Source organism: Nocardia macrotermitis, from assembly GCF_009604405.1.
In the GTDB taxonomy this organism is placed as follows: domain Bacteria; phylum Actinomycetota; class Actinomycetes; order Mycobacteriales; family Mycobacteriaceae; genus Nocardia; species Nocardia macrotermitis.
This window is the reverse complement of record NZ_WEGK01000006.1, coordinates 300,699-314,982: the sequence shown is the minus strand read 5'-3', so window position 1 is coordinate 314,982 and position 14,284 is coordinate 300,699. Positions and strand designations below refer to the sequence as shown.

The following is a 14,284-nucleotide window of genomic DNA, read 5'->3' as shown; positions in this document are numbered from 1 at the left end:
CACCCATGCGCACCACCGGAATCATCCATGCCGAACTGGCCGCGGCCCTGACCGGCCTACGTCACACCGATCTGTTCGCCGTCAGCGACTCCGGTCTCCCCGTCCCCGCCGCCGTTCCGGTGATCGACCTGGGCATCACCTACGGCTTCCCCAACTTCGCGCCCATCCTGAACCTCATCCTCCAGGATGTGACCATCGAAGCCGCCTGGGCCAGCCGCGAGGTGACCACCGAAAACCCCGAAGCCGCAATCCTTCTCACCCAGACCGTGCACCCCGAACTCCTCGACCACGAGACCTTCAAATCCCGAATCTCCGCCTGCCGCTTCGTAGTCCGCACCGGCGAGGCCAAGCCCTACGCCAACGTCCTGCTCCGCGCGGGAGTCCCCTGGGCCTGAGTTCCGAGCGACGCGCACAGGCCGCGTCCGGCGACGCCGGTCCCGTCACATACGATCGCCGGATGGCGGAGATCCTGGTTGATCGGCAGGGCAAGGTTGCTGTTGTCACGGTGCATGATCCCGAGCGGCGCAATGCGCTGACCAGGGATTTGTCGGCGGATCTGGCGGGGGCGGTGGCCGACGCGGAGCAGGATCCGGGGGTACATGCGCTGGTGGTGACCGGTACGCCGCCCGCGTTCTGCGCCGGGGCCGATCTGACATTGCTGGGAGCGGCGCGGGAGGAGGGGTTGCGGGCGGTTTACGCGGGGTTTCTCGCGGTGGCGAATTGCACGTTGCCGACGATCGCGGCCGTCGGTGGCGCGGCGGTGGGCGCGGGATTCAATCTGGCGCTGGCCGCCGATATCCGCATCGCCGGTCCCCGTGCCCGCTTCGACGCCCGTTTCCTGCAACTCGGACTGCATCCGGGCGGCGGCATGACCTGGATGATCCAACGCGCCCTGGGCCCGCAGCGCGCCGCCGCCATGACCCTGTTCGGTGAAATCCTCGACGCCGAGACCGCGCAGACCGCCGGTCTGGTCCACCGCGTGGTCCTCGGCGACCACGACACCCTCATCGCCGATGCCGTCACCTTCGCCCAACCCGCCGCCGACGCCCCCCGAGACCTCCTCATCAGTACCAAACGCACCCTCCGCATCACCCGCGAACTCCCCGACCACCCCACCGCCGTCGACACCGAGATCGCGCCGCAACTGAAGTCGATCGATTCCCCGGAGTTCGCCGAACGCCTCGCGGCCATGCAGGCCCGAATCGCTCGCTCGCCCAAGTGAATTACTGCCGATCGCGGAACAGACGCTGGTCAATCAAGTCGCGGTCGGCTGCCCAAGCTTCGTCCGCGGAACCATCCCAGAGGTCGGCGATCTCCTCATAGGTTCGCCACCTCCTCGACTCGGCGGACTCAGGAGTGTGTCCCATCACACACACATTATCCGCACCCTGCGACAATGACCGCATGGCCGACTCCGCAGACGTCCGGACCATCGCCCTCGGACTGCCCGAAACCACCGAGCAGCCCCATTTCGACATGGCCTCCTTCCGCATCCGCGGCAAGATCTTCGCCACCCTCCCCGACCCCGACCACCTCCACGTCATGCTCAGCGAGGAGGACATCCACGCGGCAGTAGCCGAACACCCCGACATCTGCGAGGAAAAATGGTGGGGCAAAAGACTTTCCGCCACCCGCATAACCCTCCCCCGAATCACCACCCCCTTACTAACCGAACTCCTCACCGACGCCTGGCGCAACAAAGCACCCCGCACCCTGGTCCGCGCCTTCGACGAGAACTCCGGGCGCTAACCACCGCGCAGCCAGCTCGAATATCGGGAGCTGTCGGCCACGGACCGCCCGCGTGCCGAGTGCGCCTTCACTCCCTCGTAGAGAGCCTCGCGACGAGGACGACCATCGACAGTCGATCTACCTGTCACACAGCGTAATTCGCCGAAACCATCACCACGGAGCGCGATCGCTGATGACATGATCATCCACGGCGCTGGTTGGAGGTAATCATGTTGTCCCTGCAAGAGATTTCGGATCGGATGGAGATTCAGGATCTGATGGTGCGGTATTCGCATGCTGTGGATACGCGGCAGTGGGGGTTGTTGGACGAGGTGTTCACGGCGGATGCGTATATCGACTACAGCGCGATGGGTGGGTCTGCGGGGGATCTGGGGGCGACGAAGGAGTTTCTGGCCGCGATGTTGCCGAATTTCCTTGCGTTCCAACATTTGATCAGTAATTCGTCGATCAGTGTGGACGGGGACACCGCGACGGGGCGGACGCTGTGTCACAACCCGATGATCGTCGCCGACGCGGAGGGCAAGCAGAGCCTGATGCTGTGCGGGCTGTGGTATCTCGACACGTTCGTGCGGGTGGACGGGCAGTGGCGGATCCAGCGGCGCGAGGAGGAGAAGGGGTACATGTTCGTCGCGCCGTCGGCGTGATGGCACTCGCCCTCACATCCCCGGGCCGTTTCCGGGGCCATCGTTAGAAACCTGTTACTGTTCCGCCGTGGGCCTAGATTCATCCGTCGCGCGCGGAGCGGTCGCGTGATCGACGATTTTCTCCAGCATTGGATGCTGTACTGCTCGATTCCCCTCGTTGCGGCGCTGATCGGCTGGACGACCAAGCTGGTCGCGGTCGAGATGCTGTTCCGGCCACTGGAATTCATCGGAATCCGGCCGTGGTTCGGCTGGCAGGGCGTGGTGCCCAGGGCCGCGCCGCGGATGGCGACCGTCGCGGTGGATCTGATGTTCACCCGGCTCATCGATCCCAAGGAACTGCTCAGCCGCATCGACGTCGGCCAGCTCACCACCACGCTGCGCGAACCCATGAACGAGGCCATCGCGCACCTGGTGCACGAGCTGATGATGCGGTACGAGCCGCGCATCTGGGTCACCGTGCCGGAATTCGCGCGCGCCACCATGATCGCGCGCGTGCAGCGGGACGTGCCCGCCCTGATCGACGATATCGCCAACGATCTGCGCGACAACCTCGAACACGTGATGGATCTGCGCGCCGTCGCGGTCGACACGCTCGTCAACGACAAAGCACTGCTGGTGAAGCTGGTGCGCGACATCGCGACCAACGAGCTGCGGTTCATCGTCCGCTCCGGACTGCTGTTCGGCACGGTGCTGGGTTTCGTGCAGATGCTCACCTGGGCGTTCACGCATTCGCCGATGTTGATGCCGCTGTTCGGTGGTCTCACCGGGCTGAGTACGGATTGGCTTGCGCTGCAGATGATCTTCCGGCCGATCAACCGCCGCCGGATCCTGGGCATCGTGCCGTGGCAGGGCCTGTTCCACAAGCGCCGCGAAGAGGTCTGCAATGATTACGCCACCCTGATCGCCACCGAGATCCTCACTCCCGCAAGGATGCTCGAAGCGGTGCTGGACGGCGAACGCGCCGACCGCCTCACCGCCATTCTGTCCCGGCGGATGAGCGAATTCATCGACACCCAGTCCGCCCCCGTGCAACCGCTGGTCACCCTGGTCGCCGGGGACGCCATCGCCACCCTCAAACGCGAGATGGTCCCGGAGATGCTCGCCTATATCCGCACCGCCGCAGCCGGATTCGAAGAACAGGCCATGCAGACCCTGGACCTGCGCAATCTGGTGGTGGAGAAAACCCGCAACCTCACCGACGAGGAATACGAGGGCCTGCTGCGCCCGGCATTCAAGCAGGACGAATGGAAACTCGTCGCGATCGGCGGCATCCTGGGCTTCCTGGTCGGTGAACTCCAGGTTCACCTCCTGCTCAGCTGATCGTCCCGCTATTACCACAGCGGATTCCGCTGAACTGCACTAGATTCCACGAGAACGGCGACGCCTGCGTCCGATGGGGGACACAGGCGTCGCCGTGCGATCTACACGCCCACCGGCCTCGAGAGTGGGCGCGGACTCGGGGAGAGCCGCCTGCCAGTAGGGCTGGACGTGGTCAACGGTCGCGCGGAGCCGGGCACGGGTTCTGATAGGTGACGCCGGGGGCATCCTGTGCCCATTGTGCCGGGGTGATGGGACTTGTGATGATCGAGCAGAGCTGGTCGGCCGCCCCTCGCGGATCGGTGCGGAGGAAATAGACCGACGACGGGGATCCGTACGACGTGGTGGTCAACAAGAGATACTTTCCGTCCCCGGTGAATCCCGCTGTCGTGATCACTCCCGGTGAAGAATCGAAATTGCCGACCAGGGCTGGCGCGCCGAGATCGCCTATGCCCCACAGTTGTACGGTCCGGCCGGACCAGTCGACCAGCATCGTGTCGTCATCGGAGATGCCTACGCCGGCGAGATCGGCAGCGGTGGTGAGCGAGACCGCGAACTGCGGTGAGCGCGGGTCGCTCGTCCGCCACACGCTCAGCCCATTTCCGCCGAAACCGCTGGCCGCGAGCAGATTTCCGTCATGACTCAGGGTGAGTACGAAACCGGTACGCCGGGAAACGATCGCACTGGACAGCACACGCCCCTCGGCAAGGTTGTACAGCGCGAGCGTGGAGCCGCCCTGCAGTAGCGTCGGTCTGGTGGCGGCGACATACGCGCCGGTCGAACTGGTTATCCCCTCCCCCGTATCAGCACCGGCGAGCGCCGAGAAGCCGGTCTTCACCGGATGCGCGGGGTCGCTGATATCCCACCAGTCCATGCCGTTCGTCGTGGTCAAGAATGCCGTATTACCACCACCGAGCACGCTTCCCGGCCCAGTGGCGTCGGGGTCGACGATGACGCCCGCCTGGGTCGCGGTACCCGTGCTGTCGACATGCCAGAGGCGCAACGTGCCCTTGTCTTCCAGGACCGCCAGAATGTTTCCATTCGACCCGACTACGTCCGGCGGACCCCCGCCAGGGATTTCGCCCGGCCCGTTTTTCACCTGCCCCAACTCGGCGGTCCGACGCGGATGGTGTGGGTCCGCGATATTCCATATCCGGATGTCGCCGTCATCGGTTTCGGTGAGCACCACATCGGTAGCGATGAACGCCGCGAACAGACCACTTGCGAACAGACCACCGGCCGGTTCCGCGGGTGCCGCCGACTCCACCGGAATGGTCGACTCGAGGGTCGGACCACCGACTGCATCGAGATTCCACAGGCCGAGCGCCGAAGCCCGCTGTGAGTCCATGATCGCGGCAAGCATCACATGCTCGCCCGAGGTGACCAGCTGGGTCGAATTCGCGTTGTACACAACAGTATTGGGAATGCGGGCCGGCGAGTCTCGCCAGAGCCGCAGGGTGTTGTCGTATCCACCACCGAGCAGTGCGCCGGTGCTCGTGTATGCGATCGTGGACATGGAGGAGCCGGTGCTCTGACAGCTCGGGACAGCCATCTCCGAATCCTTGGTCAGCCCGGCCAGATCCAGTTGGCACAATTGGGAATTCCCGTTGGTTGTACCCGAACCACCGACAGCGAGAGTCCGTCCGTCAGGACTCACAGACAGTGCCTGAAGGTCAACGGTCAACAATCCGGCGGCATCTTCCACGTTGATCGTCGCCGGGGCGCTCGGGTTCCGGATGTCCCACAGGTTCAGATTCAGGTCACCTGCACCGGCGAGAACGGTGCCGGTCGAGTCGATCGCGATGCTTTGATAGCCGGTATTGATCGTGCCGATCCGGGTTGGTGCCGCCGGATCGGCGAGAGACCACAGGCTCGTAGCTCCGTTCTCCTGGGTTTGAGCGAGAAGCGAGCCGTTCGGAGCGAAGGTGACGGCGGCGAAGAGCTGGCTGCCATCGGATGGATTGGGCAGTGTCGCAATCAAATTGGGGCGATCGGGCTGGGCGATGGACCAGAGCGCAGTGCCGCCCGGGGCGATCGCGGCGGCCAGGAGCGTGCCGTCCGAACTGATTGCCATCGCGGTGACGGCACCATGCAGCGGCGACGGCGGCAGATGAGCCTGCACTACCGGATGAGCCGGATCGACGAGATTCCACAGGCACAACCCCTCGTCATCGCATGGCGCGGCCAGCAACGGAGTTCGCGGTGCGAGGGCGACCGCAGTCGCACCGGGGGTTCGGATCGTGGATAACATGACCGCCTTGGCGGGGTCGCCGAGGTTCCACACCTGAACGGTCCCGGACTTGTGATCGGCCGGACTCAGCATCGCGGCGGCGAGCGGCCCGTTGCGCTGAGTCGCGACCCGCAGGACCGAATCCTTGGTTGTCGCAAGGACGTTGTCGAGCATCGCCGCGTGGAGCGCACTGTAAACCGCCGTCGTGGCCGCCTCCGTTGGTGAGGAGCGAAACGCCGCGAGCGCGAGCTGGGCGGCCAGCCCCGGATCGCTGACGGTCAGCGCCTGCGCATCGGCGGCAAGCGTATTCGACCGCACGACAGCGGCTTTGCGTGCCGAATCCTGCCGCGCGTGCACCAGCACGACACTGCCGCCACCGATAGCCAGAATGAGAACGCCGAGCATGGCGTAGAAGGCACGCCGCCGACGCAGGCGCGAGCGGTGATAGCGACGGCCACGCTCGAGGAATTCGCGTTCGGTCTCGCTGAGATCATTGCCGCGCTGGCGAAGCCAGTCTCGGGCGACGGCCAGTGCTGTCGGCGTCGGCAGCAGGTCACGGGCGCGGCCGCTGCGCTGCCAGCGATCGAGATCGTGGCGCAGCGATTCGTGCCAGTCCAGGAAGGTGCGGTCGGTGACGATTCGCACGGCGAGTCTGCCCCAGCCGGTGATCAGGGCCTCATGCGCGAGCTCCACCGTATCGGGGCCGTCGCCCACGGTGATGACGAGCAGCCGGGTCGCGGCCAGGCGCTGGGCGATGCGCCAGCCCTGCTCACCCAACTCCGACCGAGATGCGATCCTGCGGGTCGCCGCAGAGGTGCCGATGGGAATCCGAATCAGTTGCGCGAGAACATGTTCAGCGGCCTGCTCGTCCTGTTCGGGTACATTTTCGGACCAGGCTCGGTCAGCGTATTCCCCGAGCGCTCCGGCGACGCCGCCGAGCTTCTCGTAGGCGCGATGGGTGAGCAGGCCCCTGTCCTGACGTTCCCACAGCAGCTCCAGGGTGAAACCGAGCAGCGGCAGCGCACCGGATTCGGCTCCGGCGTCGGTCAGGATCCGTTCGGCCAGATTCGGCTGGTAGGCCACGCCCGGGGTGTCGTCCACGGGTTTGGTGATGATCTCGCGCAACTGTTCCGGGCGCATCGGCTCCAGCGCGACAACCCGCTGGCTGACGACCGGTCCGAGCCGGGGATGAGCCAGCAACGGCTCGAGGAAGTCCGCTCGCAATGTGCTCAGCACCTTGACCGCGGCGGGTGTCTCGTCGCCGAACAATACGTCGGCAATGCTGTCGACGACATCCGGCGGCAGATCCAGGAATTCTTCGAACTGGTCGACGACGACCAATAACCGGTCGGCCCGATGCAGTTCCAGGATGCGGGGCACAATCTCGCTCAAGCCCTGACGCGCCAAAACATCTGCCAGAGTTTCGGTTTCGGTGAAACGCCGAGTCTCGGGCAGATCCGGCTCCAAGAGCGGAAGCAATCCCGCCGCCAGCGCGTGCAGCGGCCCGGAATGCAAGCCCGGCCGCATCACCACCGGAATATCACCGGCGGCTCGACGTCGCGGGAGAACACCGGCCATGGCCAGCGAGGATTTACCGCAGCCGGACGGCCCAACGAGCGTTGTCCACCGTTGCTCGCCCACTGTTCGGGCCACTCGGTCGCTCTCGGCGTCCCGGCTGTGGAACGCCGCGGCGTCGGCCTCGTAGAACGGGCGCAGTCCGCGAAACGGTGAGGGCGGCACCACATGCGCACGCAAGCCTGGCCATGCCGCGAGCAGATTCTCGGTCGGGATCAGATAGCTGACCGGTGGCTGACCGGATTCGGCCGCCACCATCATGCCGACAACACCGGCCAGTTCGTCGTCCCAGACCGGGCCGCCGCTGAATCCCGGGGAGACCTGATACCCGGAACCCGCGAGGTCGGCTTGGACCCAGCCGTTGGCCTGCCGGTGTCGCAGCACGCTGCTGTGCCAGACACCTGCGGGCCGCCCTTGTGGGAGCCCGTAGGCCCGCGCAGGATGCCCCCACAGCTGTCCCGCCTCGATCAGCCGCACCGGGTGGGCGTCGGCGAGGGGTGCATCGAGCCGGAGCACCGCGACGTCGCCGGAACTCCAGGATGTGGCCGGAATCAGCTGTTCGACCGTCGCCTTCACACGATGATTCGAGGACAGCAACGGCAGGTCGACGTCGAGCGAAGCACCCGTCGATGATTCCGCATCAGCCCCGGAATGCGTTGCCGCAGTGACGACATGAGCACACGTCAACGCGATCTGCTCGGTGATGAGAAAGCCGAGCCCGACCACCCCACCCGCCGTATCGAAGATCCGCAACACGGCTGCGTCGAGAGAACCGGGACCCGTCGCATCGGGCGTCGCCCGCTCCGGATTCGTCATTCGTTAGGCTTTTCCTGATCAGGCGGGGCAGGCTCGTCGGCGGCGGCCTCTACGCCGGGCCGACGCCATTTCAGGCTCACCTTGAAGTTCGCCTGAGTCGCGGTACTGGTGATGATCACATCGGCCTTGGCGGACAGGGACAGTCCGAACTCGATGCCGATCTCGTCGGGCGCGTGGACCATACCGCGCAAGCCCTGCACGAAATGTTCTGCGACCGGTCGGATTCCGGCCACCATCTCGCCGAGTGACCGCCCGGCCCTCGCCACTACTTCGCCCGGCCGGGAGACCTGCACCAAACCCTCGTCGACCTGATCTATCTCGACCGCGACCGTCTGCGGCACCCCGTCCATGTCGCCGACCGGTAGCTCCACCAGATAGCTCACGCCTGCTCCTGTTCGTCCGTTGGCTGTCCCCTCGGAATCCGAATATGCTGCACGACAGCGATAATCGTCCCCACTACACCCGTAATCATCCACGCAAATCACGACCGACGCGCGGGTTCGGAGACATTGCCCCACACATGCCACGGGCCCGGAAACTCAGGCTGTGCCTTGGCTTCCGGGCCCGGAGTACCGATCACCGATGGTTTGTCGAGGTGATCAGGAGATCGGCTTGGTCAGGTCGTAGACCGTGGTGCTGCCGACCGTTGTCGCGGTGTAGTGCTGCTTGACCCAGTTGGTGATCTGGGAGGCGACTCCGGAGTTTCCACCGGGGCCGCCCTGGCCGCCCGCGATGAAGTAGTGGATGTCGCCGTTGGCGACGTACTGCTCGAACTGCGCCAGGGTCGGCGAGTTGTCGCTGCCGGTGAAGCCGCCGATCGCCATCACCGAAGCGCCGGTGGACAATTCGAGGCTGCCCGCGGACTGGGAGCCGACCGCGGCCGCGGCCCAGCGGTAGCTGGTGGCGTTCTTCAGCAGCTGCTGCAACTCGGTGTTGTTGCTGCTGTCGCCACCCGGGCCGCCCTGTCCGCCGCCGGACGGCGCGGTCTTGCTCGCGTCGGTCGAGGTCGCAGCGTTCGTGCCAGAGGTCGAACCGCCCGGTGCCGTGGAACTCGTTGTGCCCGATGGCTTGTGCGAACTGCCGCCACCGCCGGGTCCGCCGCCGAAGCCCTGTCCCGTGCTCGGGCCCGAGGTCGGGATGGAACCGGTGTGCACGGTCGCCACGGTGTCGACGGTGTAGGCCGCCGAACCCGCGAAGCCGAACAGCAGACCGGCCGCCGCCACGATCACCGTGAACCGGCCCAGGGCGTGCGCGCCGACGATCAGGATCGCGGCGATCAGGATCGAGCCCACCAGGATGATCCAGCGCAGCGCCGGATACCAGTCGGGGGTGCGGTCGAGCAGGACGTAGTTCCAGATTCCGGTCGAGGCCAGCATCGCGCCCAGCACGATGCGCGCCGAGAGATTGCTTCTGCCGCGCCACAATTCGATCACCGAGATGCCCACCAGGGCGGCCACGGCCGGGGCCAGCGCGATCATGTAGTACGGGTGGATGGTGCCCTGCATGAAGCTGAACACGATGCCGGTCACCAGCAGCCAGCCGCCCCACAGCAGCAGACCCGCCCGGGTGCGTCCGGTGCGCGGGGTGCGGCGGGTGAACCACAGGCCCGCGACCAGGCCGATCAGCGATGCGGGCAGCATCCAGGAGATCTCGGTGCCGAAGGAGTCGCCGAACAGGCGGGTGATGCCGGTGCTGCCACCGAACATGGTGCCCCCGCCGCCACCTCCGCCGCCGCCGTTGCCCTCACCGCCGAGCACGCGGCCCAGGCCGTTGTAGCCCAGCGCCAGCTCCAGCAGGCTGTTGTCGGTGGAGCCGCCGATGTACGGCCGGGAAGCGCTGGGCCACAAGGCAACCAGGGCGACGAACCAGCCGCCGGAGATCACCATCGTGACGCACGCCAGGAGCAGTTTGCCGATCCGCTTCCAGAAGGAGATCGGCGCGGCGACCAGGAACACCAGACCCAACGCGGGCAGCACCAGGAACGCCTGCATCAACTTGGTCAGGAAGGCGAATCCGACTGCCACACCGGCCAATGCGATCCAGCGACCGCTGCCCTTCTCGGTCGCGCGCACCGTGCAGTACGCCGCCGCGACGAGCAGGAACACCAGCAGCGCGTCCGGATTGTTGAACCGGAACATCAACGCGGCCACCGGAGTCAGCGCCAGCGCGCTACCCGCCAGCAGACCGGCCGCCGGACCGCTCCAGCGCCGCACCGCGGCGTACACCAGCGCGACCGAGGCCACGCCCATCAGCGCCTCGGGCAGCAGCATCGAGAACGAACTGAAGCCGAACAGCCTGCCGGACAGGGCCATCACCCACATCGCGGCGGGCGGCTTGTCGACGGTGATGGAGTTACCCGGATCGAGCGAACCGAACAGCAGCGCCTTCCAGCTCTTGGTGCCGGATTGCACTGCGGCGGCGTAGAAGTCGTTGGCCCAGCCGTTACGGGTCAGGCCCCAGAAGTACAGGACCGCGGCCACGGCCAGCAGCGCCCACAGGCTCGGGCGGACCCAGCGCGGTTGATCGGGTGGTCCGTAGACCCAGCGACGCCACGGCGGTTGTTTGCGCGGCTCGACGGGCTCGACTGGTGCGGCCCGGCGGACGGGCGCTTCGGTGATGGTCATCGGTAGGTCCTCTCATCGGTCCTCACCATGGTCGAATTCCGCGATGGGCCGGGTATTGGTCCGCCCTGTGCGCATCCTGTGAACCGGAGATCTCACCCGCGCGTTCGCGGCACACCCTTGTGACCTGGGGATTCGATATTTCCCCGCGCGGTGGGCTAAGGTTTCTACTCGCCGCCGAAACGCGGAGATGCGGATGTAGCGCAGCTGGTAGCGCATCACCTTGCCAAGGTGAGGGTCGCGGGTTCGAATCCCGTCATCCGCTCAGAAATGGAAATCCGGCCCCGCCTCCTGATTCAGGAGCGGGGCCGGATTCGTTTCGAGGGTTAGTTGGTGGCCGTCAGGTCGTAGACCGTGGTGCCGTCGATGGTCTGGGCGGTGAAGTTGGCCTTCACCCAGGCCGCGATCTCCGAGGACGCCTCGCTGCCGCTGCCGGACGAGCGGCCACCCATGCCACCCATCACCGACGCGTCGATGTAGTAATGGATCTTGTGTTGGGCCACATAGGTTTTGAACTGCGCCAGGGTCGGCGAGGGGTCGGTGCCGTTGTAGCCGCCGATGGCCATCACCGGGGAGTCCACGGCCAGTTGGTAACCGGCGGCGTTGTCGGAGCCGATGGTGGCTGCGGCCCAGGTGTAGTTGCTCGCGTTGCTCTTCAGTGCCGCAACGACTTTCGCGCCGGGTTCGACGCTGCCGAACGGGCCGCCGTGTTGTCCGCCGGGGTTTCCGGTCTGGGAGTTGGCGGCCGGGGTTCCCGTCGTGGATGTGCCCGTGCCCGATGCGGAGGTCGAATTGGACTGTCCGCCTGCGGAACTCGCGGCACCGTTGGCATTCGCGCCATTGGCGGTCGAGCCGCCGTTCCGATGTCCGCCGCCGGGGCCGCCGTGGCCACCGCCGGGGAAGCCTCCCGCACCGTCCGGACCCGCCGAGGGCATGGCACCGCTGTGCGTGGTCGTCACCGTCGCGACGGTATACGCGGCGGGACCGGCCAGACCGGCGACCACGGCAAGCGAGATCGCCGCCGCGGCAGCGACTTCGGGGAGTCGATCGATCACCAGCAGCAGCACCGCCGCGACCACCGAGACGGCCACGATGGTGGGAGCCAGCCACGACAGCCAGTCCGAGGTGCGGTGCAACAGCACCCAGGCCAGCGCGGCGGTCACGAGCAACGTCCCGGACAGCACGACGCGAGAGCGAATGTCCTTGCGGCTGCGCCACATCAGCGCGGCGCCGATACCGACCGCGCCGGCGATCGCGGGTGCCAGCGCCACCGTGTAGTACGGGTGCAGGATGCCGTTCGCGAAGCTGAACACCGCGCCGGTGACCAGCAGCCAGCCCAGCCACACCAGCAGGGCCGCACGGGTGCGGTCGGTACGCGGGGCCCGCCGGATCACCCACAACCCGGCCACACCCAGGATCACCGCCGCCGGGATCAGCCAGGCGATCTGGCCGCCCATCGAGTCGGCGAACAGGCGATTCCAGCCCGCGTCGTAGTTGGTGTTGCCGAGGCCGCCGGTCTCGTCGCCGGTCAGGCGGCCGACGCCGTTGTAGCCCAGGGCCAGCTCCAGCACGCTGTTGTGCTGCGAGCCGCCGATATAGGGCCGCGAACTCGCGGGCCACAGTGCCACCAGGGCCAGATACCAGCCCGCGGACACCACCATCGTGAGCGCGGCGGCACCGGCCTGTAGCAGCCGTCGCGGCCAAGAACGGTGCGAGGCAAGCAGATACACCAGCAGCAGCGCGGGCAGCACCAGGAACGCCTGCATCATCTTGGCCAGGAAACCGAATCCGACGAAGACCCCCGCCAGCGGCAACCACCAAGCGGCGCAATCCTTCTCGACCGCGCGCAGCGTGCAGTAGGCCGCGCAGGTCAGCAGCAGCACCAGCAGGGCGTCGGGGTTGTCGTAGCGGAACATCAAGGCGGCCACCGGAGTCAGCGCCAGCACGGCGCCGGCCAGGATGCCCGCCCAGTGCCCGCCGACCCGCCGCACCGAGGCGTACAGCACCGCGACGGCCGCGATGCCCTCGAGCACCTGGGGTACGAGCAGACTCCACGCGTTGAAGCCGAACAGCCGCGCGGAAATATCCATCACCCACAGCGCGCCGGGCGTCTTGTCCACGGTGATCGAATTGGCCGCGTCACTGGATCCGAACAGCATCGCCTTCCAACTCGACGACCCGGCCTGCACGGCCGCGGCGTAGAACTGGTTGGCCCAGCCGCTCGCCCCCAGATCCCACAGATACAACACCGCCGTCGCGACCAGCAGGGCCGCCAGACTCAGGCGCCGAATCCACCGCGGCCGCCGGTTCACAGCGGGCAGCGGCTCCGGCGGGGCGGCTACAGGTTCCAGCAATGTCGAGGTCACGCTGTAATTCTGGCGATCATTCGTGATTGCCCCCTAGGTTGCCGCTGTGCACTCGCTGTGAGGGTGGGGCGGTCCGACGTATCGGCCGTCACCATCGCCGCCGGAATATGACGAAGCCCTCCGGCGTGAGCGGCATATCGCCCAACGCTCGAAGGTCTTCATGCCACATCCGCCCACACCGCCCGACGCGGTACGACCCGATACCGCTCGAACCGCGCCGACTCCGGCTGATACCGGCCCGCCCTACACCAACCCGAATCAAGCGAACAGATTCGGATCACGCCCACTCGGGCCGGTCGATCTCAACGTGTCCCCTTCGCGCTCAGCCCTTTCCGCGCCCCCGCGGCCCGCCAGCCGAATCGCCACCGGATTGTTGGCTGGTTACAGAGGCGATGGGGATCGCCGCCGCTACGTTCTCTCTGTTGCTCTCGACCTTACGGGCGTTCGGTGAGAGCGGCCCCCAACGCCGCCTGCGCACCCCTACATTCTCATGGAAGCAATCGACCACAGCAGCGTGCAGAGCATTCAAAACCTTTGGCGCAATGATGAGTTGGTCGACATCGTCGTACGTGCTCGGCTGAGGGTAGTAGTCGCGCTCGGTATCTGCGTGCGCTTGCCAGACAGCAGCGGCAGCCTCAGCCAGAGCCATCCCACCATCCAGAAGCCGAATTTGCTCAACGTCCAGCCCCATCTGCAAAGCGAGTTCCACAGTGTCCGGTTCCGCTGGCTGATTCACACGCGTATAACCATTGATGACCCCTCGTTGCACTGCCATGAGGTTTTCCTGGCGCCGGGCGGACAGACGGAGGAGTGAGCTGGTCAATTTCAGCAGTTCTTCACGTCGCCACTTCTCGATCTCGCGCTGACCGGTCTTCCTCTGCGTGTAGAGGAAGTTGGCAACAACCCCCGAGGACAGCCAGGAAAGAAAGGGAAGCGGAAAGTACAGTCGCCCACACCGTTGAGACA

10 protein-coding genes and 1 tRNA gene are annotated in these 14,284 nt (G+C 66.3%); 7 read left to right on the top strand and 4 right to left on the bottom strand.

What is annotated here, in order from left to right; all coding sequences use genetic code 11:
- The first annotated feature begins 5 nt into the window (after positions 1 to 5).
- From rbsD to NRB20_RS39305, 5 genes are all read left to right on the top strand, one after another.
- Positions 6 to 395, top strand: coding sequence for a D-ribose pyranase (rbsD, locus tag NRB20_RS16730; RefSeq protein WP_153411038.1), 390 nt, complete (start codon positions 6 to 8; stop codon positions 393 to 395).
- A 62-nt stretch (positions 396 to 457) separates the two neighbouring features.
- Positions 458 to 1,222 (top strand): enoyl-CoA hydratase, encoded by a 765-nt coding sequence (locus NRB20_RS16725; RefSeq protein WP_153411037.1) that lies wholly within the window; start codon positions 458 to 460, stop codon positions 1,220 to 1,222.
- Between the two features lie 182 nt (positions 1,223 to 1,404).
- Complete coding sequence (locus NRB20_RS16720) at positions 1,405 to 1,749, top strand: MmcQ/YjbR family DNA-binding protein (RefSeq protein ID WP_153411036.1); 345 nt, start codon at positions 1,405 to 1,407, stop codon at positions 1,747 to 1,749.
- Positions 1,750 to 1,958: 209 nt separating this feature from the next.
- Entirely contained in the window at positions 1,959 to 2,393 is a 435-nt protein-coding gene (locus tag NRB20_RS16715; protein ID WP_153411035.1) for a nuclear transport factor 2 family protein, read from the top strand.
- A gap of 105 nt (positions 2,394 to 2,498) precedes the next feature.
- Positions 2,499 to 3,713 (top strand): DUF445 domain-containing protein, encoded by a 1,215-nt coding sequence (locus tag NRB20_RS39305; protein ID WP_319945011.1) that lies wholly within the window; start codon positions 2,499 to 2,501, stop codon positions 3,711 to 3,713.
- A gap of 172 nt (positions 3,714 to 3,885) precedes the next feature.
- Here the strand turns inward: NRB20_RS39305 and NRB20_RS16705 are convergent, their stop codons facing one another.
- From NRB20_RS16705 to NRB20_RS16695, 3 genes are all read right to left on the bottom strand, one after another.
- Positions 3,886 to 8,331, bottom strand: coding sequence for an nSTAND1 domain-containing NTPase (locus tag NRB20_RS16705; protein WP_153411034.1), 4,446 nt, complete (start codon positions 8,329 to 8,331; stop codon positions 3,886 to 3,888).
- Positions 8,328 to 8,714: a CU044_2847 family protein gene (locus NRB20_RS16700; RefSeq protein ID WP_319945010.1), complete on the bottom strand. Its 387-nt coding sequence runs from the start codon at positions 8,712 to 8,714 to the stop codon at positions 8,328 to 8,330. Before NRB20_RS16700 ends, NRB20_RS16705 begins: the two co-directional genes overlap by 4 nt.
- A 216-nt stretch (positions 8,715 to 8,930) precedes the next feature.
- A complete protein-coding gene (locus tag NRB20_RS16695) occupies positions 8,931 to 10,955 on the bottom strand; it encodes an ArnT family glycosyltransferase (RefSeq protein ID WP_153411033.1) in 2,025 nt (674 codons plus the stop codon).
- A 189-nt stretch (positions 10,956 to 11,144) separates the two neighbouring features.
- Between NRB20_RS16695 and NRB20_RS16690 the strand changes: the two genes are divergently transcribed.
- A tRNA-Gly gene (locus NRB20_RS16690) sits at positions 11,145 to 11,217 on the top strand.
- Between the two features lie 61 nt (positions 11,218 to 11,278).
- Here the strand turns inward: NRB20_RS16690 and NRB20_RS16685 are convergent.
- The gene (locus NRB20_RS16685) at positions 11,279 to 13,318 is read right to left on the bottom strand and encodes an ArnT family glycosyltransferase (RefSeq protein WP_319945009.1); all 2,040 of its coding nucleotides are present in this window, start codon (positions 13,316 to 13,318) and stop codon (positions 11,279 to 11,281) included.
- A 490-nt stretch (positions 13,319 to 13,808) separates the two neighbouring features.
- Between NRB20_RS16685 and NRB20_RS16680 the strand changes: the two genes are divergently transcribed.
- Positions 13,809 to 14,132, top strand: coding sequence for a hypothetical protein (locus tag NRB20_RS16680; RefSeq protein ID WP_153411032.1), 324 nt, complete (start codon positions 13,809 to 13,811; stop codon positions 14,130 to 14,132).
- Positions 14,133 to 14,284 lie beyond the last annotated feature (152 nt).